This window comes from Nonomuraea sp. 10N515B, assembly GCF_052245915.1.
Classification (GTDB): Bacteria; Actinomycetota; Actinomycetes; order Streptosporangiales; family Streptosporangiaceae; genus Nonomuraea.
Genome location: NZ_JBQQBQ010000016.1, coordinates 17442 through 35779, shown reverse-complemented (window position 1 = coordinate 35779; position 18338 = coordinate 17442). Strand labels below are relative to the sequence as shown.

General features: G+C 70.2%; 15 protein-coding genes. 11 read left to right on the top strand and 4 right to left on the bottom strand.

What is annotated here, in order from left to right; genetic code table 11:
- Window positions 1–68 precede the first annotated feature (68 nt).
- Both ACTWQA_RS24765 and ACTWQA_RS24760 read right to left on the bottom strand, forming a co-directional pair.
- Window positions 69–1286: an extracellular catalytic domain type 1 short-chain-length polyhydroxyalkanoate depolymerase gene (locus tag ACTWQA_RS24765; protein WP_443161473.1), complete on the bottom strand. Its 1218-nt coding sequence runs from the start codon at window positions 1284–1286 to the stop codon at window positions 69–71.
- A 254-nt stretch (window positions 1287–1540) separates the two neighbouring features.
- Entirely contained in the window at window positions 1541–1837 is a 297-nt protein-coding gene (locus ACTWQA_RS24760) for a hypothetical protein (protein WP_443161472.1), read from the bottom strand.
- A 97-nt stretch (window positions 1838–1934) separates the two neighbouring features.
- Here ACTWQA_RS24760 and ACTWQA_RS24755 point away from each other — a divergent pair, with 97 nt between their 5' ends.
- Entirely contained in the window at window positions 1935–3104 is a 1170-nt protein-coding gene (locus ACTWQA_RS24755) for a DUF5685 family protein (RefSeq protein ID WP_443161471.1), read from the top strand.
- 39 nt (window positions 3105–3143) lie between these two features.
- On the opposite strand, the gene ACTWQA_RS24750 is transcribed toward ACTWQA_RS24755, so the two are convergent.
- Window positions 3144–4157: an SGNH/GDSL hydrolase family protein gene (locus ACTWQA_RS24750; RefSeq protein WP_443161470.1), complete on the bottom strand. Its 1014-nt coding sequence runs from the start codon at window positions 4155–4157 to the stop codon at window positions 3144–3146.
- A gap of 22 nt (window positions 4158–4179) precedes the next feature.
- Window positions 4180–5976, bottom strand: coding sequence for a glycosyl hydrolase family 28-related protein (locus ACTWQA_RS24745; RefSeq protein WP_443161469.1), 1797 nt, complete (start codon window positions 5974–5976; stop codon window positions 4180–4182).
- Between the two features lie 208 nt (window positions 5977–6184).
- On the opposite strand from ACTWQA_RS24745, the gene ACTWQA_RS24740 reads away from it, so the two are divergent.
- Genes ACTWQA_RS24740 through ACTWQA_RS24695 form a run of 10 tightly spaced genes read left to right on the top strand, consistent with a single transcriptional unit; the run spans window position 6185 to window position 18102 of the window.
- Window positions 6185–7240, top strand: a complete 1056-nt coding sequence (locus ACTWQA_RS24740) for a LacI family DNA-binding transcriptional regulator (RefSeq protein ID WP_443161468.1) — start codon at window positions 6185–6187, stop codon at window positions 7238–7240.
- Complete coding sequence (locus tag ACTWQA_RS24735; RefSeq protein ID WP_443161467.1) at window positions 7237–8163, top strand: ABC transporter permease; 927 nt, start codon at window positions 7237–7239, stop codon at window positions 8161–8163. Before ACTWQA_RS24740 ends, ACTWQA_RS24735 begins: the two co-directional genes overlap by 4 nt.
- Window positions 8160–9026, top strand: a complete 867-nt coding sequence (locus tag ACTWQA_RS24730; RefSeq protein ID WP_443161466.1) for an ABC transporter permease — start codon at window positions 8160–8162, stop codon at window positions 9024–9026. Before ACTWQA_RS24735 ends, ACTWQA_RS24730 begins: the two co-directional genes overlap by 4 nt.
- Before the next feature lie 29 nt (window positions 9027–9055).
- On the top strand, window positions 9056–10576 hold the full coding sequence (locus ACTWQA_RS24725; protein WP_443161465.1) for an ABC transporter substrate-binding protein: 1521 nt from the start codon (window positions 9056–9058) through the stop codon (window positions 10574–10576).
- Window positions 10573–11589 (top strand): ABC transporter ATP-binding protein, encoded by a 1017-nt coding sequence (locus ACTWQA_RS24720; protein WP_443161464.1) that lies wholly within the window; start codon window positions 10573–10575, stop codon window positions 11587–11589. Before ACTWQA_RS24725 ends, ACTWQA_RS24720 begins: the two co-directional genes overlap by 4 nt.
- Complete coding sequence (locus ACTWQA_RS24715) at window positions 11586–12374, top strand: ABC transporter ATP-binding protein (RefSeq protein WP_443161463.1); 789 nt, start codon at window positions 11586–11588, stop codon at window positions 12372–12374. The genes ACTWQA_RS24720 and ACTWQA_RS24715 overlap by 4 nt, the downstream gene beginning before the upstream one ends.
- A 26-nt stretch (window positions 12375–12400) precedes the next feature.
- Window positions 12401–14011, top strand: a complete 1611-nt coding sequence (locus ACTWQA_RS24710; RefSeq protein ID WP_443161462.1) for an FAD-dependent oxidoreductase — start codon at window positions 12401–12403, stop codon at window positions 14009–14011.
- Window positions 14011–14919, top strand: a complete 909-nt coding sequence (locus ACTWQA_RS24705; protein ID WP_443161461.1) for a dihydrodipicolinate synthase family protein — start codon at window positions 14011–14013, stop codon at window positions 14917–14919. Before ACTWQA_RS24710 ends, ACTWQA_RS24705 begins: the two co-directional genes overlap by 1 nt.
- Window positions 14912–16549 carry an alpha-amylase family glycosyl hydrolase gene (locus ACTWQA_RS24700; RefSeq protein ID WP_443161460.1) on the top strand — a complete coding sequence of 546 codons (1638 nt, stop codon included), beginning with the start codon at window positions 14912–14914 and terminating at the stop codon, window positions 16547–16549. Before ACTWQA_RS24705 ends, ACTWQA_RS24700 begins: the two co-directional genes overlap by 8 nt.
- Window positions 16546–18102: an arylsulfatase gene (locus ACTWQA_RS24695; RefSeq protein ID WP_443161459.1), complete on the top strand. Its 1557-nt coding sequence runs from the start codon at window positions 16546–16548 to the stop codon at window positions 18100–18102. The genes ACTWQA_RS24700 and ACTWQA_RS24695 overlap by 4 nt, the downstream gene beginning before the upstream one ends.
- Window positions 18103–18338: the final 236 nt, after the last annotated feature.

Below are 18338 nucleotides of genomic sequence, written 5' to 3'. Positions count from 1 at the left end.
ACAGGCTATCGCTCAGGTCCGACACGCCATGTCGCCGCCTTCCGAGCGCCACTACTTACTCTCGGGGGTCAGCACTGGCCGTCGGTGAGGACCCAGAAATTCGGGCCGGTCTGCCTGAGTGTGTGGGTGACGAAGGTGTTCCATAGGCCCATGGCGTCGTTGGAGCCGTTGGCGTAGGTGTTGCCACCGGACTGATAGGCGCGGCCTGCGGTGGTGTGGGCGTAGTTGCTCGCGTACACACAAGTCGCCGGTGTCGGTGTCGGTGTCGGCGTGGGAGTGGAGGTCGGTGGGGTGGTCTGGCCGCCATCCAGGCCGAAGAAACGCGCGTCGTGGTAGGCCGAGCAGATGGTGTCCAGGAAGTACGCCGCAGTGGTGCCGCACTGGTCGGCGGCGCTTCCCGGGTCGATCGGCAGGCCGTGCCCCATTCCGGTGATCTGGTAGAGGCGCACGTCGTCGGCGCCGTACACCTGGAGGGAAGTGCCGCCGGTGAGCGACTGTGTGGACGTGGGGGTCTGCGAGACGCCGCGCACGTTCGTCCACTGGTCACGCAGTTGGGTGCCGTTGGCTGGAACGACGGTGTAATCGGACAGACCTTGCCAGATCGCGACGCGCGGGTACGGGCCCGCGCAGCCGGCGCAGGCGTTGCGCACCAGGTCGCCCCACTGCTGCGGCGTCTTGCTGGTGGGGCCGTACTGGCAGCTCGACGCCTGGGTCAGGCTGCTTGCGCAGCGATAGGCCAGCCCGGCCGCGATGGAGCCGGCGGCGAACACATCCGGATAAGTGGCCAGCATGACGGCCGACATGGCCCCGCCCGCGGACAGGCCGCTGACGTAGATCCGGGCGGGGTCGGTACCGTAGTTCGCGACGGCGTACGCGACCATGGCGCGGATCGAGGCCGCCTCGCCTGCCCCCCGGGTGGTGTCACCGGTCTCGAACCAGTTGAAGCAGCTCGAGGCGTTGTTGGCGCTGCTCGTCTGGGGCAGCACGAGCGCGAAGCCCCACTGGTCGGCATACTTCCGCCAGCCGCTGCTGGTGAAGTAGCCGCTGGCGTTCTGGGTGCACCCGTGCAGCAGCACCACCAGCGGGCGGCCGCTCTGCAGGCCGTCGGGGCGGTAGGCGTACATCGCGAGGTTGCCCGGATTAGTGCCGAAGGAGGACACCTGCACCAGCGACGCCGCCCGCGCAGCCGGCGTGGTCAGCGCTGTGGTGAGCAGGCCCGCCAGCCCGAGGAGAACGCCTAGCACGGTGACGGCCCATGGTCTGCGCAGGGGAGAGAGGAAGCTCATCGTGCCGCTCCTTTGTGACCTGGATCACTGGTCTACAGCGCAGGCTAGAGTCGCGGCGATCGTCCTGACATATCGCCAGAACACACTTTTTCAACCCGGGGTTGTGGGCAAGCGGCCGGGCCTATGCCTCTGGTGACGTCCCCTGCCGCCTGGTCTATCTGATCGCGCTCCGGGTGTTCGGCTTGAGGCGGGTCCCGTCGGCTGCCTTCTGTCCGCGTTAGGCCTCGGCTTCCTCCTGGGCGCGCCCATCAGCCTCAGCGGCGTGAGCGGCTCAGCATGACCAGCCCGGCGATGAACGACCCGAGCAGGGCCGGTGACAGGACGGCGAGGGCGCCCCACACGACGATGCCGAGATAGCCGAGTGCGGACGAACCGTACGTCGGGTCGGCGTCAGCGGCCGCGAACAGCCCCAGGCCGAGGGCGACACCGGCCACCGTGAGCGCGATCGGCGTCCACAGGAGCACGTGGGCCCACACACGGTAGGTCCGGGTGTAGACACGCCGGGCCGGCGGCACATTCCGCTGTGGGGGATACCCGACGGATTCGCTCATGCCCCATTTGTATCAGTCCACCTCCGCGTTGATCGCCGGAGACCATCGGGGCCTGGTGCTACGGTTGGCTCTCTCTAATACGCACATAAGGGGACGTATGTTCGGCATTGTCCGCCCGTGTCGGCACGTCATGTGCAAGGGGCTCTACGCGGACTGGATGGGCCACCTGTGCGGGCTCTGCCTGGCGCTCCGCGACGAGCACGGACATCTGTCCCGCCTGGTGACCAACTACGACGGCCTGCTCGTGTCCGTCCTCACCGAGGCCCAGTCGCCCGCGTCCACGTCGCGCCGGAGGGCCGGCCCGTGTGCGCTACGCGGCTTCAAGGGCGCCGACGTAGTGGAGTCCGAGGGGGTACGGCTGGCGGCCTCGGTGTCGCTGCTCCTGGCGGCCGGCAAGGTGAGCGACCACGTGGCGGACGGGGACGGCGTGTACGCCCGCCGCCCGGTGGCCGCCGGCGCCACCCGCCTGGCGGGCCGCTGGTCCTCGGCCGGCACCGCCATGGCCGGCACGCTGGGGTTCGACCCCACCCCGCTGACGGCGGCGGCCGGCCGCCAGGCCCTCCTGGAACGCGCCCCCGCCCAGGCGCTTCCGGGGAGGAACGCGGCGCCCGGGTTACGAGAGTTGACGGGGCCCGCTGAGGACGCCGTAGCCGCAGCGTTCGCGCACACCGCGGTGCTCGCGGGGAAGCCGCACAACCAGGAGGCTCTGGAGGCGGCCGGTCGCGGATTCGGGAAGCTGGCACACCTGATCGACGCGGTGGAGGACCTGGCCGACGACCGGGCGTCCGGGGCGTACAACCCGCTGGCCGCCACCGGCACCGGCCTGGACGAGGCGCGCCGCCACTGCGACGCCGCGCACGCCGAGCTGCGCGCCGCCGTGGATGAGCTGGACCTGCCCCGCCCCGCCCTGACGCGCGCCCTGCTGGTGCGGGAGACCGGCAGCGCCGTCTCCCGAGCCTTCGCCACCGCCGGAACGCACGGCCCCGGCCATCCGCCAGGACACGCGCCCGGCGATCCCGGCGCGCCGCCGGGACAACGGCCGCCGAAGCAGGACCCCGGCGGGCTGCTGTCGCTGGCGTGCACGGCGCTGAGCTGCTGCACGTGCGGCCTGTACCGGCCCGCCTGGGACGAGGACCGCGAGGGCTCCTGCTGCGAGCGCTTCGACTGCTCCGGCTACGACTGCTGCGGCAATTGCAGCAACTGCGGCTCCTGCTGCCCGGGCGAGGACGGCTGTTGCTGCGACGGCTGCGGCTGCGACTGCGGCTGACCGCTTGATCTCCTCGGCGTCGCGGGCCTGGGCATGCTCTTACCGGCTCCTGGCGGGCGCGATGGCTGCCAGGCGGGGGGCGAGTCGCGCGGCCATGAGGCGGTAGCCGTCGGCGGTTGGATGCAGGGAGTCAGGCAGCAGGAGGTGGGCATCCTCGAGTCCGAAGATGCTCGGGCCGCTGACGAGGTGGAGCCGTGCCTCGCCGCATCGACGCAGGGTGGTCACGGCGTCCGTCACGGCGCCGCGGACATCGTCGAGGGTCATCATCGCGCGGTTGGGCAACCGCTCACGGCGCGGTGAGACGATCGGCGAGATCACGGCGATCGGCACGTGGGGATGGGCATCGCGAATCGTCTGGATGAACCCCGACACCTGGCCGCTGAGCGTCCGTGCGCCGAAGCTCGCAGCGCCGTAGATGTTGCCCCCGAGGCACAGCGAGATCAGGTCCGCGGGCGTACGCGTGATGGCTCTGGCGACGATGGGATCAAGGTGGCACTCCCCGGCGAATCCGAGACAGGTGAGATCCCAGCCGAGGCGTCGAGCGACAAGAGCGGGCCACGTCTCGCTCGGGCCGGAAGCTGAGCGACACTGCGTGATCGAGCTTCCGTACGTGACCCAGCGGAACCCCTCATCCGTAGCGGCGGTGGCGTACGTGGCGCCGTGCAGGACGAGGGGTCCTATCCGGATCTCGCCGAACTGGGGCAACCAAACCTCGACGACCTTGGCGCCGGGCGGCAACGTGACGTGGCTCGTCTCCGTCCCGGACGTCAGTGCCGTCCGTCGCCACAGCGCGCCGTCCACGACGACGTCCAGCGACGTCACATCATCGTCCACGGCGTGGGTACGCAGCTCCAGCGCGGTCGCGTCGGTACGGACGACCGCGCGGACGCCGGCCGGCATGCGCGCACGCGTGACCAGGTCCGGAGCGTGGGCGGTGGCGATCCGGTCCGGTGGCAGCCGCCACGGTTGCCATGAGCCGCCCTCCTCCGTCCAGTCCAAGCTGCCCCGCCAGACGGTCGGTCGCGCGTCAGGAGCGAGCTGGATCAGCGCCATGCGGACCGGATCACCTCCTTGATCAGGCCTCGGTGCCGAGCACGACGTTCCGCCAGGATCCACCGTCGGAGAGAGCGAGGCCGCGCTTGCCGGTCTTGGGGTTGTGGATCATGATGAGGCCTCCGGCGTGGTCGGCCGCGTTCGGCAGTGTGTCCGGTGCGTGCTCGGCCAGGACCACCTGGTGGGTGTACACGGCTCGCATCCGTCGATCCGCGCTGCCCAGATCGCGTACGTTGTCGACGGGCGGAACCAGCCCGGTGGCGTTGGAGATCATGGAGACCAGCTCATTGGTGGACGTGGTCGAGCACAGCAACTCGGTGGCGGCCGATCCCGACGCGTTGACCGGGACCACCCGTAGCCCGCCTTTGACGCCCGGGTTGGCGTTGTTGCCCTCCACGACGAACGAGCCGTAGCGGTCCTCGCCCACCTTGATCGACCCGGTCCAGGTGCTGACCACCGTGGCCGCCGCTCCCAGCGGCTGGGCCACCTCGATCCGGTTGAACCGGCCCGGGCCGGCCTGCACGAACGAATCCGCCCCCACCGTGCCCGCGACCAGCGGCACCTGCCCAGAGGCGTTGCCGATGACGTGTGAGTCGTGCAGCCCGCCGGTGGTCAGAATCGGCGGCCGGTCGGCAGGATCGGCCGAGATGACGTTGCCGATGATGCTGAACGCGTGCGCTTTCCCGGCCACCCTGATCGCCGCGGCGTCGGTCTTCGCGTCGAGGTTCCAGTTGTCGAACGAGTTGTTCGCGATGGTGATCTTGCTCGCGTCGTTCTCGAATCGGATCGGCGAGTGGTTGAGCCAGTTGAACGAGTTCCCGCTGATGGTGACGTTGTGCGCGGTGACACCACTGGAGAACTGGATGGCGCACGGGCCGTTGTTCTGCGGCGGCTCGAACCCGCCGAGGACGTTGTCGCCGATGGTCAGGTTGTGGCCCCCGCTGGTGATCTCGATGATCGGCCCGTTGTCCGCCTTCTCCACCACATTGCCGCTGACGGTGGAGTTCGTCAGGCTGCCGATCAGCAGCCGCCGGCCGATGTCGAGCAGGTTGCCCTGGATGATCGCGCCGCGGAAGTCGCTGTCCCCGGCGCCTTGCGTGACGATGGCCTGGAACGGACTGTGGAAGTGGTTGTTGGCGATGAGCCACTTCCGCAGCCCGTACGGCGGGACATGGTCGGGCCCGCCTTCCACGCCGCCGGTCGGCCAGGCGAGGCTGACGCCGGTGGTGCAGAGGGCGACGAGATTGTGCGAGAAGTACAGCCCGCGGCCGACGTGCTCGACGGCGAGCTTGAACGACACGAACGTGCACTCCAGGATGGCGGCGTCGGTGTCGTCGGTGTTGGCCTCACCGGCGAAGCGCAGCGCTACATTGCCGGCGGTCTTGGCAGGGGCGACGAAGGCCAGGCCGTAGATCGCGGCGAGGGAGCACCGGACGTCGATGCCCACCCCGTCGTGTGTCACCTGGATGATCGAGGCGCGGTTCGTCATGGTGCTGTAACCGCGCAGCTGGATGCGGTTGAAGGGCTCCCCGGGCAGGTCGGGGATGACGATGGTTCGGGTGATCCGGTAGGTGCCCGGCGGGAAGACGACGATCCGGTTCAGCCGGGTCTGCTGAGCGTTGATGGCCTGCTGGATGGCGTCGGTGTCGTCGTGCTGCCCGTCGGCCACCGCGCCGAACTGCTGGGGTGTGACGACATCCTGCGGGTCCACGGCGGCGGCCGCCGCGGGTGACGGTCCCCATGACGCGGCTGCCGCGGCCGCGCCCAGTGCCGCACCGCCGATCCGTAACAGCGCTCGACGATCGGTCCCCTCGGACATGGCCTCTACCTCTCATTAAGCGACCTGATACGTATAGATCGAGGATCGTACAGACGTCATATCCGCCTCACAAGAGGCAACAAATGCTCCCCTTGGGACTGGTTTGCGACATTAAATGGCAATATTCGGGAAACCTACCCCTTGTGGAGACCGCCGCCGGGTCCCTAGAGTGCCTCGGAGTCGTTACGTATTAGTCAACTGGATCGCCATGCGAAAACGAGCCGGGCCGCGACGCCCCACCCAAGTCGAGATCGCCCAGCGGGCCGGAGTGTCCCAGGCCACCGTCTCCCTCGTGCTCAGTGAGCGCCCGGGCGTGCAGGTGGCCGAGGAGACCCGCCGGCGGGTTCAACAGGCGATCGAAGACCTGGGGTACGCCGTCAACCCCGCCGCCCGTGCGCTGCGCGGGATGACCGTCAAGACCATCGGGCTCTACACGTTCGAGTCGGTGTTCCCGGTCGACCAGCGAGACTTCTATCACCCGTTCCTGGTCGGAGTGGAGGAGGAGGCGGCGCGGCTCGGCTACGACCTGCTGCTGTTCACCTCGGCCAACACCGCCCAAGGCGGGGTCTACGCCAGGGGGCGCAACGCGCTGCTGAAAGCCGACGGCTGTGTCCTGCTGGGCCGGCACATCTCGCGGGACGACCTGGCGAACCTGGTCAAGGAGGGCTTCCCGTTCGTCTTCATCGGACGGCGCGACATTGAAGGAACCGAGCTGTCCTACGTCGCGCCGGATTACGTCGCTCCGACCGCGGCCCTCGTGGAGGAGCTGGTCGCGCTCGGGCATCAGCGGATCCTGCTCCTGCGGCAGACCGACGGCGCCGAGCCGGGCGAGGATCGTGAGCTCGGCCTGCGACAAGGTGCTCAGGCCGCGGGCCTGAGCCCGGACGACCTCGTGGTCGAGTTCTCCTCCGGTGCCGAGGACATCGGCGCGGACCGGGTCACCGGATGGGTGCGGGCGGGGATCACGGCGGTCCTGGTCGAGCCTTCCGAGGACAACGCCACCGGCCTCGCCCTGGCCGAGGTCGCCGAGGCGGCCGGCCTGCGCATCCCGGACGACCTGTCGGTCGCGTTCCTGGGCTCCGCCCCGGCGCCGACCGCGACCAGGATCTGGACGTCGTTCGAGATACCACGGGTGGAGATGGGCCGGGCCGCGGTGCAGTTGCTGGTCAACCTGCTCGAGGACGCGGACCAGCCGCCTCTTCAGCTGGTCGTGCCGTGCACGGACGTACGCGGCAACTCGATCAGCCGGGTGGTCCGGCGATGACCAGGTACGCGCTGCGCACGGCGGCGACCGGCGTCCTGATCATCTTCGGGGCCGCCACACTGGTGTTCTTCATCATGCGGCTCGCCCCCGGAGACCAGGCGCTGGTGCTGCTCGGACCGGACGCCACAGGCGCCGAGGTGGCGGCCGCCCGGACGCGGCTCGGCCTGGACCAGCCGCTGCCGGTCCAGTACTGGCACTATCTGGCCCAGCTGGCGACGCTCGACTTCGGGGAGTCCTACCGCTTCGGACAGCCGGCGTTCGAGCTGGTGTTGTCCCGGCTGCCGGCCTCGGTGGAGCTCACCCTGGTGGCGACCGTCATCGCGATGTCGGGCGTCGTCCTCGGTGCCCTGGCCGGCGCCTACCGCGGCCGGTGGATCGACCGTGGGATCTCCGGTTTCGCCCTGACCCTCTACTCGATGCCGCCGTTCTGGATCGGGATCATGTTGATCCTTTTGATGGCGTTGCAGCTCCGGCTGCTCCCCAGCGCCGGCACCGGTACCCCGGCCCACATCGTGCTTCCGGCGCTCACGCTCGCCGCCCCCTTCACCGCGCTCCTCACCCGGATCACCCGGAGCAGCGTCGCCGACACCATGGCGGAGCCCTACGTGCAGCGGTCGTACGCCAAGGGGCTCAGCACGCGCGAGGTGGTGACCGGACACGTGGTACGCAACGCGGCGACACCGGTGGTGACCGTCGGCGCGCTGCACGTGAGCACGCTGCTGGGCGGCGCGGTGATCGTGGAGAGCGTCTTCACCTGGCCCGGCCTCGGCTCGTTGCTGGTGACCGCGGTCGCCAACCGGGACTACTCGATCGTGCAGGCCGCCGTCCTCCTCATCGCGGTCATCGTGGTCTGCTGCAACGTCGCGGCGGATCTGATCGCCGCCCGGCTCGACCCGCGGGTCCGGCTGGGGGCGGGCGCATGAGCGCCATTACCGTACGGCCCCGGTTGTGGCCCGTCGGCCTGCGGTCCACGCCGGCCGTCGCCACGATCGCCGCCGTCGTCCTCGCCGGCTACCTGCTCGTCGGCCTGATCGGGCCGCTGCTGATCGCGTACGACCCGGTGGCGACCAGCGTGGCGGACCGGCTGCTGCCGATCGGGGCGGTCAGGGCGGACGGCACGGTCGCCGTGCTCGGCACCGACGGCGCCGGCCGGGACCTGCTCGGCCAGCTCGTCTACGGCGCCCGGACGTCGATCATCATCGGGATCTCCGTGGTGGCCGCCTGCCTGGTGGTGGGGCTGGCCTTCGGGACGCTCGCCGGTTACCTCGCCGGCTGGACCGACGTCGCGATCTCCCGGCTGATCGACATCCTGATGGCCTTCCCCGGCATCCTGCTCGCGATCGTGATCGCCGGCCTCCTCGAGCGCAGCATGCTGGTCGTGGTCCTGGCCCTGTCGGTGGCCGGCTGGGTCGGCTTCGCCAGGCTTGCCCGCGGTCTCACCCTCTCGCTGCGCGAACGGCCGTGGGTCGACGCCGCGCGGCTGATCGGGGTTCCCACCCCAGTCATGATCATCCGGCACATCATCCCGTTCGTGATCGGTCCGGTGACCGCGCTCGCAACCACAGAGTTCGCCGGCGCGGTGCTGTCCGAGGCCGGCCTCAGCTTCCTGGGCCTCGGCCTGCCCTCGGCCACGGTCTCCTGGGGCCAGGTCATCGCGAACGGCAAGGACTATCTGGACACCGCCTGGTGGATTTCGGCGCTACCGGGGCTGGCGCTGACCGGCCTCGTGGTGAGCACGGGCCTGCTCGGCGACCACCTCACGCAGCGTCTCGGCACCAGCCGCTGACTGCTCAGCCAATGTCAGGAGGGAATTCCATGAGGCTCAATCGGCTTCGTCGCGCGGTGGCCCTGGCCGCCGCGACGGTTTCCATCGCCGGGCTGGTCGCTTGCAGCACCACCGGCGGCTCGTCGGCCGGTGGTGACGTGCCGCAGGAGCTGGCCGTCGCCGTGTGGACCCCGATCGAGAACCTCGACCCGCACGGTGCCTCCTCGATGGACAACGGCACCCAGGTCGCCGCAAAGGCGATCTTCAGCCCGCTGGTCCGTACGGTCGGGGAGGGCAAGTTCGAGGGCGTGCTCGCCGAGTCGTGGCAGCCCAACCAGGACGCCACGGAGTGGACCTTCACGCTGCGGAACAACGTCAAATTCTCCGACGGCACCCCGGTCACCAGCGCTGACGTCGTCGCCTCCTTCAACCGGCTTCTGGAGCTCAAGGGCGCCATGGCCGCCAACTTCACCGGCCATGAGGCCAAGGCGAGCGGTGCGAACACGGTCGTCATCACGGCCAAGGGCCCCGATCCCGCGTTGCTCGGCAAGCTCATCACCTTCTATGTCACCCCCGCCGCGCACCAGAACGACGGCTGGACCAAGCCGATCGGCTCCGGCCCGTTCGTCGTCGAGCAGTTCACGCCAGGCCAGAGCCTGGTGCTCGCGCCCAACCCCGGCTACTGGGGCGGCAAGCCGGCGCTGAACCGCCTGGAACTGCGCAGCATCGGGGAGATGGCGGCGAAGATGACCGCACTGAAGACCGGCGAGGTGGACATGACGTGGGCGGTCCCGGACGACCAGTTGCCGGGCCTGAAGGGGAATCCCAACCTCGTCGTGGAGAAGGACTCGGGCAGCGGCGTCATCACCATGTGGATGAACAGCTCCCGCGAGGGGCTCAAAGACGCCGCCGTCCGGCGCGCACTGTGGCAGGCGGTCGACTTCGCCACCATCATCAAGTCGCTGTTCCCGGAGACCGGTTCGGTGGCGGACTCGGTGGTGAGCCCCAACGTGCTCGGCTACGCGCCGCAGACCCCGGTGCGGTACGACCCGGTCGCGGCCAAGAAGGCGCTGGACGACGCCGGCTGGGACTACAACCAGACGATCCAGGCCCAGTTCTCCCAGCCGCAGTTCCAGCAGTTCGCCGATGCGGTGGCGAGCGACCTCGCGAAGATCGGGGTCAAGGTCGAGCCGACCCAGAAGGAGGCGGCGGTCTTCCTGCAGGATCTGCTGGCGCTCAAGTGGGATCTGAACATCCAGCAACTCGGCACCGCTGGCTTCGACGCGGCGACCAACCTCGGCCGGTTGTACACCTGCGCGGCCAAGCGCACGGGCTACTGCAACCCGGACCTCGACGACCTGCTGGCCCAGGCGGGCTCGACCAGCGACACCGCCAAGCGGCAGGACCTGTACGCGCAGGCCAACAAGATCATCTGGGATGACGCGGTCGGTATGTACCCCATGTTCGTGCGGAACCTGTACGTCCGGAACAAGTCCGTGCAGGGCCTCGCCATCACCCCGGGCCTCACGCCGGACTTCTCCACCGTCCGGATCGGCACCGGTGGATCGTGAACCGGTCGTCGAACGTCACCGATCCGTCGTCGGCGGTGCTCGTCACGGAGCCCGCTCCGCTGCTCCGGGTCGAGCACCTGTCGATCGACCTGCCAGGCCCGGCCGGCCAGGTCCGCGTGGTGGACGATGTCTCGTTCACCATCGCGGAGGGCCGGACCACCGGCCTGATCGGTGAATCGGGCAGCGGCAAGACGATGACGGCGACAGCGATCGTCGGGCTGCTGCCGACCGGCGCGGCGGTCTCCGGCCGGATGTTGTGGCATGGCGAGGACCTGGTCACCATGGCGGAGCAGGACCGGCGCCGGCTGCGTGGGCGCGGCATAGCGATGATCTTCCAGGATCCTCAGGCCGCGCTCGACCCGACGCAGACGATCGGCCGGCAGGTCGGCGAGATCCTCCGGCGCGGCGGAATGCCCGCGAAGGAGGTCCGCCGGACCGTGATCGACCTGCTCGACCGAGTAGGCGTCCCGGACCCGGAGACCCGGCACGCTCAATATCCGCACCAGTATTCGGGCGGACTGCGACAGCGGGCCATGGTGGCGACGGCACTGGCCGGATCGCCGCAGCTCATCCTCGCCGATGAACCGACGACGGCGCTCGACGTCACCGTGCAGGCCCGCATCCTCGCGCTGCTGAGGCGCGTCCGGGACGAGGAGGGCATGGCCATGCTGCTGGTCAGCCACGACCTGCGGGTGATGGCACATGTGGCGGACGAGGTCGTCGTCATGTACGCGGGCCGGATCTGCGAAGTCGGCAGCGGCCGCGAGGTGCTCAAGAGCCCGGCCCATCCGTACACGCGGGCGCTCGTGGTGAGCGTGCCGGCCGTACGCAGTAAGACGGCCATCGCCGAACCGCTGCCGGGCAGCCCGGCCAGCCCGGCCGAACGCCCGAGCGGATGCCCCTTCCACCCCCGGTGCGCCAAGGCGCAGGACCGGTGCCGAAGCGAGGTGCCGCAGATGCGCCAGGTCGCCGCCGGCCGGCAGGTCGCCTGCCACTTCCCGGAGGAAACGTGAGCTTGATCGAGGTACGCGACCTCGTCGTCAACTTCCACACCTGGAGAGAGCGCAGGCGCGGCACCAAACCGAATGCCGTCGACGGCGTCTCCTTCGTCCTCCACCCTGACGAGACCCTGGCGATCGTCGGGGAGTCCGGCTCGGGAAAGACCACGGTCGCCCGCTGCGTCGTCGGACTCCAGGCACACCAGAAAGGGGCGGTCCTGTTCGACGGGGCTCCGGTCGGCCCGGTGACGAAGCGGCCTCCGGCGACCCGGCGGGCGATCCAGATGGTCTTCCAGGATCCCGCGGCCTCGCTCAATCCCCGGATGACCGTCCGATCGATCATCGCCGAGACCTGGCGGACCCACCCCTCGGCCGCCCCGGACGGCCGATCCTGGGATGCCGCGATCGACGAACTTCTCGCGGACGTCGGCCTGGACGCCGGCGTCGCCACCCGGCGTGCCACGGCCCTGTCCGGCGGGCAGTGCCAGCGGGTCAGCATCGCCCGCGCGCTCGCCCTGCGGCCCCGGCTGCTCGTCTGCGACGAGGCCGTCTCGGCACTCGACGTCTCGGTGCAGTCCCAGATCCTCCGACTGCTGGCCGGCCTGCGCGCCGCCCGCGGGCTCGCCATCCTCTTCATCACCCACGACCTCGGGGTGGTCCGGCAGATCGCGGACCGGGTGGCGGTCATGCACCAGGGCCGCCTGGTCGAGACCGCGACCGCCGACGAACTGTTCGAACGGCCCGATCATCCCTACACCAGGAAACTCCTCGACGCCGCCCTAGACCTAGAGGGCGCCTGAATCCACATGCACACAGGGGGAACACGTTGGAATCGCGGATCACTGATGCGGATCTGGCCATCATCGGCGGCGGTGTCGGCGGAGTCGCCGCCGCGCTCGCAGCTCTGCGACACGGGCTGCGGGTGGTCCTGACCGAGGAAGGCGACCGCATCGGCGGGCAGTTCACCAGCCAGGGCGTGCCCCCGGATGAGCACAGGTGGATCGAGCAGTTCGGCTGCACCGCCTCCTACCGCCGCTACCGGACCGCGGTTCGCGACTACTACCGGACGTGGTATCCCCTCACCGCGGCGGCCAGGAATGAGCCACACCTGAATCCCGGTCTGGGCCGGGTCGGTGCGTTGTGCCATGAGCCGCGGGTCAGCGGTGCGGTGTTGCGCGCGCTGGTCGACCCCTACTTGAGCAGCGGCCGGCTGCGCATCCTGCTCGGTGCGCGGCCGGTGGCGGCGCAGACCGACGGCGACCGGGTCCGCAGCGTGACGGTGGACTGTGCGGACGTCGGCCTGGTGCACATCGCGAGCCCGTACTATCTGGACGCCACCGAGCTCGGCGACGTCCTGCCGCTCGCCGGTGCGGAGCATGTCACCGGGTTCGAGTCGCGGCACGAGACCGGGGAGCCGAGTGCGCCCGAGGTGGCGCAGCCCGGCAACATGCAGGCGTTCTCCTGGGTGTTCGCCGTCGATCACCGGGAGGGCGAGGACCACGTGATCGCCCGGCCGGCAGCGTACGACCACTGGCGCGCGTACCGTCCCGATTACTGGCCGGGACCGCAGATCGGGCTGACCGCCCCGGACCCGCGGACGCGGGAGCCGCTGACGCGGACGTTCACCCCGAACATCCGGTCCGGGCCCGTGCTCGCCGACCAGAGCGAGGACCCAGGGGACCGCGAACTGTGGGAGTTCCGCCGGGCCGTCGCCCGCGAACAGTACGAGCCCGGCTTCGTGACCAGCGACGTCACCCTGGTGAACTGGCCGATGATCGACTACGTGGCGGGGCCCATCATCGGGGTGAGCGAGGAGGAGAAGGCCCGCCATCTCGCCGGTGCGCGTGAGCTCTCCGCGAGCATGCTCTACTGGCTGCAGACCGAGGCGCCGCGGCCGGACGGCGGCCGGGGCTGGCCGGGACTGCGGTTGCGGCCGGATGTCATGGACACTCCGGACGGCTTCGCCGCCGCGCCGTACATCCGCGAGTCCCGGCGGATCAGGGCCGAGTACACGGTCGTCGAACAGGACGTGTCTCTCGCCGTGCGGGGTGCGGCGGGCGCGACGCAGTACGACGACACGGTCGGGATCGGCATGTACCGGATCGACCTGCACCCCTCAACGGGCGGCGACAACTACATCGACGTCGCCAGTTGCCCGTTCCAGATCCCGCTCGGCGCCCTGCTGCCCGTGCGCATGAGGAACCTGCTGCCGGCCGGCAAGAACATCGGCAGCACGCACATCACCAACGGCTGCTACCGGCTCCACCCGGTGGAGTGGAACATCGGCGAGGCCGCCGCCTCGCTGGTGGCCTACTGCCTGGGGGAGACGGTCGAGCCGCATGACGTCCGGCGCAAGGAGGGACACCTGCGGGCGTTCCAGAGCGCGCTGAAGGCCGACGGCGTCGAGCTGGCCTGGCCAGAGATCCGGGGGTACTGATGTCTGTGTCAGGCGTGATCGTCCCCGCCGTGACCCCGATCGGCGAGAGCGGACGACCGGATCTCGCGGCCGGCCTGCGATACTTCGGGGCGCTCGCCGCCGCGGGCATCACGAAGATCATGCTCCTTGGCACGAACGGCGAGGGGCCGTTGCACCAGACGGCGGAGATCGGCGCGTTCCTCGGCCACGCCGTCGACCACTGGCGGCGGCTGGTGCCGGATGGCGCCGTCATCGTCAACGTCTCCGCCGCCGGCACCCGTGAATCGCTCGGCCGGGCCGAGCTCGCCGCCGAGGCCGGGTGTGACGCGGTCGCCCTCAGCCCGCCCTGCTATTTCCACCATGACGAGCGCGACATCATCGAACACTACCGAGCGATCAGTACCGCCGCCGTGCCGGTGATCGCGTACAACATCCCTCGGTACGCGCCGCCGTTCTCGGAGGGCTCGATCGCGGCCGTCGCGGACATGGAGCACGTCGTCGGCGTCAAGGACAGCTCGGGTGAGACGGACATCCTGCGTCAGTGGCTCGAGGTCAAAGGCGACCGGCCGGACTTCGGGGTGAACCAGGGAGCCGAAGGCGCGATGCTCGACGCGCTGTCCGCGGGCGCGGACGGGATCACCCCCGGGATCGCCAATATCGCCCCGCGCGTCGCGCTGGAGCTGGTCGCCGCGTATCGCGCCGGCGATCAGGAGCGTGCCGCACTGGCCCAGAAACGGGTCATCCGGTTGCTCGGGGTGCACCGGATCCGGGCCGGAGTCCCAGTCGTCAAGGCGACCCTGGCCATGCGGGGCCTGTGCCGGGCAGCGGTCGCCCCACCGCTGCGGACCCTCGACGACGGCGAGCTGGCGGCGCTGCGCGAGTTCCTGAACGGACTCGAGCCGGAACTGATCGGAGCCGCCGATGGGTGACGTCGAGTGGTGGCGTACCGCGGTGATCTACCAGGTCTACATCCGGTCGTTCGCGGACGGCGACGGCGACGGGATCGGCGACATCGCCGGGATCCGCAGCCGCCTGAGCTATCTGGCCGGCCTCGGTGTCGACGCCATCTGGATCACGCCGTGGTACGAGTCGCCGAACAATGATGGGGGCTACGACGTATCCGACTATCGCGCCATCGCCCGCGAATACGGCGACGTACGCCAGGCCGAGCAACTCATCGCGGAGGCGCACCGGCATGGCCTGAGGGTCATCCTGGACGTCGTCCCGAACCACACGTCCACCGAACACCCCTGGTTCCAGGCCGCGCTCGCCGCCCCGCCAGGCTCCGCGGAACGCGCCAGGTACCACTTTCTGGACGGTCGCGGACCCACCGGGGAGGTCGTGCCCAACGACTGGCGCAGCACGTTCGGCGGCCCGGCCTGGACGCGGGTGCCCGACGGGCAGTGGTATCTGCACCTGTTCGATCCCAGCCAGGCCGACCTGAACTGGTCCAACCCCGAGGTCCGCGCGGAGTTCCTGGACCTGCTGCGCTTCTGGTTCGACCGCGGGGTCGACGGGTTCCGGATCGACGTCGCCACCGGCCTGATCAAGCACCCCGGCTATCCCGATCTGGGCTACCGGGAGGAAGACCTGCTCGTCCTGACCGACGTGCCGGACCATCCGCACCGGGACCGCGACGAGGTGCACGCCATCTACCGGGGCTGGCGCGCGGTGGCCGACGCGTACGACCCGCCAAGGGTCTTCGTGGCCGAGGCGTGGGTGGCGGATCCCGAGCGGCTGGCCCGCTACGTGGCGCCGGCCCAACTCCACACCGCCTTCAACTTCCCCTTTCTGCAGTCCGCGTGGGACGCCGGCGAGCTGTTCACGGTGATCGACTCCACGCTCCGCACGATGTCCCTCTCCGGTGCGCCGCCGACCTGGGTGCTGTCCAATCACGACGTCGAACGGACGGTGACCCGTTACGGCCGTGCCGACACCCGCAAGCATCAGGGGAGGTCTGGCCACGAGCTGGGCCCGGTCGACGAGGACCTGGGCCGCCGTCGCGCCAGGGCCGCGCTGCTGCTGATGCTGGCGCTGCCCGGCGTCGCCTACCTCTATCAGGGTGAGGAACTCGGGCTGCCCGACTACATGGACATCCCCGACGATCGCCTCCAGGATCCGATCTGGACCCGTTCCGGCGGGCGGCGCCGAGGACGCGACGGCTGCCGAGTGCCGCTGCCCTGGACGCCGGCACCGGACGGAGCCGGGTTCGGGTCCATGGACCCGTGGCTTCCGCAGCCCCCTGGGTGGGGACGGCTCTCGGTGGCGAACCAGGTGGACGACCCGGCCTCCACTTATCACCTCGTGGCGCGGGCGCTGCGGATCCGGCGGAAGCTGGATGTCCCGCAGGAGCTCGACTGGGTGGGCCGAGCCGGCTCGGTCCTGCACTTCCGGCGCGGACCGGACTTCACGTGTGTCGTCAATCTCGGCGCCACGGAGGTGCCGGTGCCCGCGAACACGGTCACCCTCCTGCGCAGCGACACCCTCGACGCGGGCCGCGATCCGCTCGGGCCGGACACGGCCGCCTGGCTGCGTCCGCAGGGCGGGAGCACACCATGAGACGGCCCAACATCGTGCTGATCCTCGCCGACGACCTGGGGTACTCGGACATCGGCTGTTACGGCGGTGAGATCCGCACGCCGAATCTCGACCGGATCGGGCGGTCCGGGGTGCGGCTGTCGCAGTTCTCCAACACGGCACGATGCAGCCCGTCGCGCGCGTCCCTGCTGACCGGGCTGCACCCGCACCAGACCGGTATCGGCGTCCTGGCCGGCAACGGCGCACCCGGAGGGTACCCGGGCAGCCTCAACGACCGCTGCGTGACCGTCGCCGAGGTGCTCCGAGACGCCGGGTACGCCACCGGCATGTCGGGCAAATGGCACCTGAGCGGGCCGTTGTGGGAGCCGGCCGACTCGTGGCCCACCCGGCGAGGATTCGCCGACTTCTTCGGGACGCTCAGCGGATGCGGGAGCTACTACGACCCGGCGACCCTGTACCGCGGCGAGATGGACGCGAGCGCCGAGACCCGAGATCCGCAGTTCTTCTACACCGACGCGATCACCGATCACGCCGTGGAGTTCATCGGCCGGGAGGCTGCCGCCGGTCGTCCGTTCTTCGCCTATGTCGCCTACACCGCGCCGCACTGGCCGCTGCACGCACCCCAGGAGGACATCACCGGGTACGACGGCGTCTACGCCGCGGGCTGGGACGAACTGCGCGCTCGCCGGCTCGACCGGCTGCGCGCCGAAGGCCTCCTCGGCGCCGAGTCGGCACTGTCCGCACCCGACCCGGCGCAACCACGGTGGGCTTCGGCACCGGATCAGGCGTGGGAGGCACGCCGCATGCAGGTGTACGCGGCGCAGGTGGAGCGGATGGACCGGGGCATCGGCCGTATCCTCGACCGGCTGGAGGCATCCGGGGTCTCCGACGACACCCTGGTGGTGTTTCTGTCGGACAACGGCGGCTGCGCCGAGACGCTGCCGCTCGGTGACCCCGAGGAGTTCCGGGCCAAGCGGCACATCATTCCGGCGGCCACCCGGGAAGGCGCCGAGTTGCGTGTCGGCAACATCCCGGGCATCGACCCCGGCCCGGAGGACACCTACGCGAGTTACGGTCCCGCGTGGGCCAACCTGTCCAACACCCCGTTCCGCCTCTACAAACGGTGGGTCCACGAGGGAGGCATCGCGACCCCGTTCATCGTGCACTGGCCCGCGGGCGGCCTCACCGCGGGGCGGATCGTCCGAACGCCCTTTCAGCTCACCGACGTGCTGCCCACCCTGCTCGCTGCCGCCGGCGTCGACTACCCGCGGGAGTACCGAGGGCGGGCGGTACCGCACCTTGAGGGGCGCACCATGGTGCCGGCCCTGCGCGGCGCGTCGGTCCCGGACACGCCCCTGTTCTGGGAGCACCTCGGCAACGCCGCCGTACGCCGGGGACGGTGGAAGCTGGTCCGCGAGCACGCGGGGCCATGGGAGCTCTACGACATGGAGACCGACCGCTCCGAGTTGACCGATCTCGCCGAGCGCCGCCCCGACCTCGTCGCGGAGCTGGCCACCGCATACCAGTGCTGGGCGCAGCGGGTCGGCGTCATCTCCCGCGAAGGGGCGCGTTAGCACGAACACCGGCAGCCGGTCCCCGCGGACAGGTGAAGGGGTGGCGATGCCCTCACCCTGGCGGCGGTGACGGGCGCGACGAGGACGTGCTCACCGGCCCAGGACCGCCCCTGCTGGACGCGTGTCCGGTACGGGCGGCGTACAGAGCGGTACGGGCGGAGTACGGACAGCGCCGCGCCAGCGGCAATCCCTAACGTTCTTACCAAGCCGCCCATGACCTGCACCAGGGCCGCGGC

What these genes read in the sequence shown, in the direction of transcription:
- ACTWQA_RS24765 (WP_443161473.1), bottom strand. Translation starts at nt 1,286, where the DNA reads ATGAGCTTCCTCTCTCCCCTGCGCAGACCATGGGCCGTCACCGTGCTA.
- ACTWQA_RS24760 (WP_443161472.1), bottom strand. Translation starts at nt 1,837, where the DNA reads ATGAGCGAATCCGTCGGGTATCCCCCACAGCGGAATGTGCCGCCGGCC.
- ACTWQA_RS24755 (WP_443161471.1), top strand. Translation starts at nt 1,935, where the DNA reads ATGTTCGGCATTGTCCGCCCGTGTCGGCACGTCATGTGCAAGGGGCTC.
- ACTWQA_RS24750 (WP_443161470.1), bottom strand. Translation starts at nt 4,157, where the DNA reads ATGGCGCTGATCCAGCTCGCTCCTGACGCGCGACCGACCGTCTGGCGG.
- ACTWQA_RS24745 (WP_443161469.1), bottom strand. Translation starts at nt 5,976, where the DNA reads ATGTCCGAGGGGACCGATCGTCGAGCGCTGTTACGGATCGGCGGTGCG.
- ACTWQA_RS24740 (WP_443161468.1), top strand. Translation starts at nt 6,185, where the DNA reads ATGCGAAAACGAGCCGGGCCGCGACGCCCCACCCAAGTCGAGATCGCC.
- ACTWQA_RS24735 (WP_443161467.1), top strand. Translation starts at nt 7,237, where the DNA reads ATGACCAGGTACGCGCTGCGCACGGCGGCGACCGGCGTCCTGATCATC.
- ACTWQA_RS24730 (WP_443161466.1), top strand. Translation starts at nt 8,160, where the DNA reads ATGAGCGCCATTACCGTACGGCCCCGGTTGTGGCCCGTCGGCCTGCGG.
- ACTWQA_RS24725 (WP_443161465.1), top strand. Translation starts at nt 9,056, where the DNA reads ATGAGGCTCAATCGGCTTCGTCGCGCGGTGGCCCTGGCCGCCGCGACG.
- ACTWQA_RS24705 (WP_443161461.1), top strand. Translation starts at nt 14,011, where the DNA reads ATGTCTGTGTCAGGCGTGATCGTCCCCGCCGTGACCCCGATCGGCGAG.
- ACTWQA_RS24700 (WP_443161460.1), top strand. Translation starts at nt 14,912, where the DNA reads ATGGGTGACGTCGAGTGGTGGCGTACCGCGGTGATCTACCAGGTCTAC.
- ACTWQA_RS24695 (WP_443161459.1), top strand. Translation starts at nt 16,546, where the DNA reads ATGAGACGGCCCAACATCGTGCTGATCCTCGCCGACGACCTGGGGTAC.